Raw genomic sequence first — 4,054 nt, 5'->3', positions numbered from 1 at the left:
TTGCGCGAAGGGAGGCGGCTGTCATTCGTTTGGCGTTACGCGACGCGTGACGTGACGAAGAATCTGGCGCTGGAAGAAGCGCTCGCGTTGCTCGGCCAGGCGCTGGGCGCGGAATGGGAACGCGCGCACCTTTTCACGATCACGGGGGACTGGCAGCTTCGTTGCGATGCCGGCGGGTACGGCACGCTCAAGGCGAGCCGGCCGGCATTTGCCGTGGCGCCTGCGCCGGAGCACGACCGGGAAAAGACGGTGGCAGTGGATGTGAGCGAGGCGGGGTGGTTGCGGGCGCTCGGGGTGACGAACGCCGAGGGCGAAGCGCGGCCTGGCATGGCGCCGAAGTTGCGGCAGATCCAGCGCTTCGTGGAACTGCTTGGGCATCTGGTGGATGACTCGCCGTTGCGGGCGCCATCCGCGCCGTTGCGCATCGTGGACATGGGTGCGGGCAAGGGCTACCTCACTTTCGCCACGGCAGAATTCTTCCGCGCACGCGGCGTGGAAACGGAGATCACCGGGGTGGAAGCGCGGGCGGAATTGGTGGAACTCACCAATCGTGTTGCCCGCGAGCATGGCTTCACTGGCTTGAATTTCGTCGAAGGAACGATCGCGGATTTTGCGCCGCCGCAACCGCTCGACGTGCTGATCGCCCTGCATGCCTGCGACACGGCCACGGACGATGCGCTGGCCAAAGCAGTGCAGGCGGGCGCCACGCTGATCCTCGCCGCGCCCTGCTGCCACAAGGAAGTGCGGGCGCAATTGCAGCCGCCTTTGGTGCTGCGCGAAGTGTTGCGGCACGGCATCCTTGCCGAGCGCGAAGCGGAGATCGTCACCGACGGTTTGCGAGCGCTCTTGTTGGAGATGCACGGTTATCGCGCGAGCGTCTTCGAATTCATCTCGCCCGAGGACACGAGCAAGAACCTGATGCTCTCGGCGCAGCGCCGCGCCCAGCCAGTGGACGCGGACTCGTTGCGCGCGCAATTTCGGGCGTTGATGGATTTCCATGGCCTGCGCGAGCAACGCCTGGCCACACTGCTCGGAGAATGAAAGGCTTTCACCTAGTCCAGTTTACGAACGATGAGTTGCGCATCCTCCGCGAATTGCGCGAGCGCTTCCTCGCCGGCACGGCGGGCGCGGCGGATTACTGGCAATCGCCCGATCATCTCGAACTCTACGACTCGACTTACGCGGAGCGGATCGGCTGGAAATGGGACGCGGTGCTCGACGAGCTGGATCTGCGCGGCTGGCATCCGCGCACCACGCGCGTGCTCGACTGGGGCTGCGGCACCGGCGTCGCGCACCGGCGCGTGCTGGCCAAGTGGCCGCGATTCACCGCCGCCAATTTGCACGATCGCTCGCACCACGCGAGCATGTTTGCCGCCCAAAAGACCCGGCGGGAGTTTCCGCAAGTGGCGGTGACGTTGGACCGGCCGGCTGTGACGCCGGAGACACTGCTGCTGGTCAGCCACGTGATCAATGAATTGCCGGAAGCCGAGCTGGATCATCTGCTGGAGCTGGCTCGCGGGGCAGGGGAGGTGATCTGGGTCGAAGCCGGAACGCATGCTGACAGCCGGCGCTTGATCGATGTGCGCGAGCGGCTGCGCGACACCTTCACGCCCATTGCACCATGCACCCACAGCGCACGCTGCGGGATGCTCACGGTGAAGAATGCGCCGCATTGGTGCCATCATTTCGCGCGGCCGCCCTCGGCCATTTTCCAGGACGCGCGCTGGGCGGATTTCGGGAAAGAGATCGGGATCGATTTGCGCAGCGTGCCCTACAGCTTCCTCGTGCTGGCGCGGACGCCGCAGATGCCGCCGGGCTATTCGCGCATCATCGGCGAGCCACGCGAGGCCAAGGGTTTCGCGCGCGTCCTGAGCTGTCAGGTGGAAGGCGTCGCGGATTACATTCTGCAAAAGCGGGATGTGCCCGAACTCTTCCGCGCCGTGCGCAAGGGCACGCTGGAACCGGTCTACCGCTGGACGCTGGCCGATGGAAAAATCGTGGCTGCCGAGCCGCTTGCCTCCGACGCGGGCATGCTCTAGCTTCGCCGTCCCAAATGAAACCCTCCATCCTCCGCAGCCTCGGCTGCATCGCGCTCGGCGCCGCGTTCACCCTCGCGCCACTTACGACCATGGCTGATTCGGCAAAAGAAAAAGGCGAAGCGTTCCTCAAGGAAAACGCCAGCAAAGACGGTGTGAAAACGACCGCGAGCGGTCTGCAATACAAGATCACGAAAGAAGGCACGGGCAAGAGCCCGAAGGCGACCGACAACGTGCTCGTGCACTATCGCGGCACCTTGCTCGACGGCACGGAGTTCGACAGCTCCTACAAGCGCAACGAGCCGATTTCCTTCCCGCTCAATCGCGTCATCCCCGGCTGGACCGAGGGCCTGCAACTCCTGAAAGAAGGCGGCAAGGCGACCCTCTACATCCCGTCGAACCTGGCCTACGGCCCGAGCGGCACGCCCGGTGGTCCGATCGGCCCGAATGAAACGCTGATCTTCGAAGTCGAGCTCCTGAAGGTCCAGTAGCGCTACTTCAGCACCATCCACAGCGTCTGCGCCGCGGCGTCGGGCGGAATGTCCGGCAACGGCGGTTCCGCGTGAAACTCCGCGGCGCGGCGCGTGGCCTTGAGCGCGAAGCGCGCGACGTTCTCGAGCGCGCGGCGCGGGAGTCGCGTGCAATTGGTGGAGACGAGCACCCTGGCGCGCGGCGCGGCCAGTTCGAGAGCGGTGAGGAGCAGCGCCTCGATGTCTTCTTCCACCTGGAAGCGCCGTCCCTTGTTGCCGCGCGAAAAGGTCGGCGGGTCGAGGATGATGGTGTCGAAGGTTTCGTTTTTACGTGCGAGGCGGGGCAGCAGGTCGAGCACGTCGTCGGCGTAAAAGCGGTGCGTGGCGGCGTCCAGATTGTTGAGAGCGAAATTCTCCCGCCCTCGATCGATGGACTTTTTCGATAGGTCGACACTCACCGTTTCCGCGCCCGCCAGCGCGGCGGCGACGGAAAAGGAGCACGTGTAGGCGAAGGTATTGAGCAGGCGGCGCGGGGCGTCGCGGCGCACGAAGGCGCGATTCGCGCGCTGGTCGACGAAGAGCCCGGCCGAATAACCCGCGCCGAAGTCCAGGCCGAAGCGCATGCCGTTTTCCTCGACGACCGTGGTGAGCGGGAGCGTGGCATCGCCTTCCAGTAACGACGGCGCGATCCGCTCGGCGTTTTGCCGCGGGAGAAACTTCCCGAACACCCGTCGCGGCACGTAGCCATGCTCCGTGCACCAGGTCCGCAGGCCGGCGTGCAGGACGTCGCGCGCGGCGTCGTCCTTGTAGGAAATGAGCACGTCATCGCCCAAGCGTTCCACCCAGCCGCCGGGGCCCGTTGTCAGGCGATGGGCGTTGGTCGCAGCGGTAGTGAAGGCTGCCCATTGGATGCTGGAGAGCCATTTTTCCGAGGGGAAATGGGGATATTGGGGCACAGCGGGACGGCTCAAAGTAACCGCGAGAATCCTTTGCATGAAGGGCTTAATTCAAGTATTATCGGGCCAATTTTTCCGACCCCTACCCGACCCTATGCGCCTATACGTCCTCCTCCTCCTCGCGGTTCTCGCCGTCACGGCGACCCCCCTCCGCGCGCAGTCGAGCACTGACCCAGGTGATCTGTTCGTCAATGCTTACATGGCTGTGCAGCAGGGTGAAAAGGCCGAACAAGCCGGCAGCTTGAAAGCCGCGCTGGCCAAACTGCGCGCGGCCGCCGCCGTTCTCGACCAGATCGCCACGCGCTTTCCGACCTGGCAGCCGCAGATCGTGGAATATCGCAAGACGCGCACCGTCGAGGCCATTGCTCGCGTGCAGGAAAAGATCGCGCGCTCTGGAGGCGGAAAGGTGGATGCGAGCGATGCGCCGGCGAGCAACGACCAGCCGCCCTTGCCGCAGGGCGACAACGACAAGCCCCTGAATTTCGAATCCGTCGATGCACCACTGGCGCCGTCGCGCAGCAGCGGCGGTCCATCGCCCAAAACGGCGCCCAAGTCGCATGGCAAGGACACCGACTTGTTCGCGGAAGCGTCG

Annotated in this window: 4 protein-coding genes and 1 pseudogene; 4 read left to right on the top strand and 1 reads right to left on the bottom strand. The window is 64.9% G+C overall.

The genetic code is table 11. The features are described 5' to 3' along the window. The 3 genes and pseudogenes from ABJF10_RS29785 to ABJF10_RS29775 form a co-directional block, all read left to right on the top strand. Window positions 1–1,041 (top strand): SAM-dependent methyltransferase (locus ABJF10_RS29785; protein WP_348548238.1); only part of this gene is annotated, 1,041 nt, incomplete at its 5' end. Beyond that, window positions 1,038–2,039, top strand: coding sequence for a small ribosomal subunit Rsm22 family protein (locus tag ABJF10_RS29780; protein WP_348548237.1), 1,002 nt, complete (start codon window positions 1,038–1,040; stop codon window positions 2,037–2,039). The genes ABJF10_RS29785 and ABJF10_RS29780, both read left to right, overlap by 4 nt. 92 nt (window positions 2,040–2,131) lie before the next feature. Then, window positions 2,132–2,527: pseudogene (locus ABJF10_RS29775) on the top strand (FKBP-type peptidyl-prolyl cis-trans isomerase); the annotation flags it as partial. A gap of 2 nt (window positions 2,528–2,529) precedes the next feature. Here the strand turns inward: ABJF10_RS29775 and ABJF10_RS29770 are convergent. Continuing rightward, entirely contained in the window at window positions 2,530–3,477 is a 948-nt protein-coding gene (locus ABJF10_RS29770; protein ID WP_348548236.1) for a class I SAM-dependent methyltransferase, read from the bottom strand. Window positions 3,478–3,556: 79 nt separating this feature from the next. Between ABJF10_RS29770 and ABJF10_RS29765 the strand changes: the two genes are divergently transcribed. Then, a partial coding sequence (locus ABJF10_RS29765; protein WP_348548235.1) for a hypothetical protein occupies window positions 3,557–4,054 on the top strand: 498 nt, incomplete at its 3' end.

It is taken from the genome of Chthoniobacter sp. (genome assembly GCF_040003245.1).
Classification (GTDB): Bacteria; Verrucomicrobiota; Verrucomicrobiia; order Chthoniobacterales; family Chthoniobacteraceae; genus Chthoniobacter.
The sequence above is the reverse complement of the archived record's forward strand: the minus strand, read 5'-3'. Positions and strand labels throughout refer to the sequence as shown.

Bases quoted from the DNA above. Each gene is read 5' to 3' on its own strand.
- ABJF10_RS29780 (WP_348548237.1), top strand. From the start codon at position 1,038: ATGAAAGGCTTTCACCTAGTCCAGTTTACGAACGATGAGTTGCGCATC.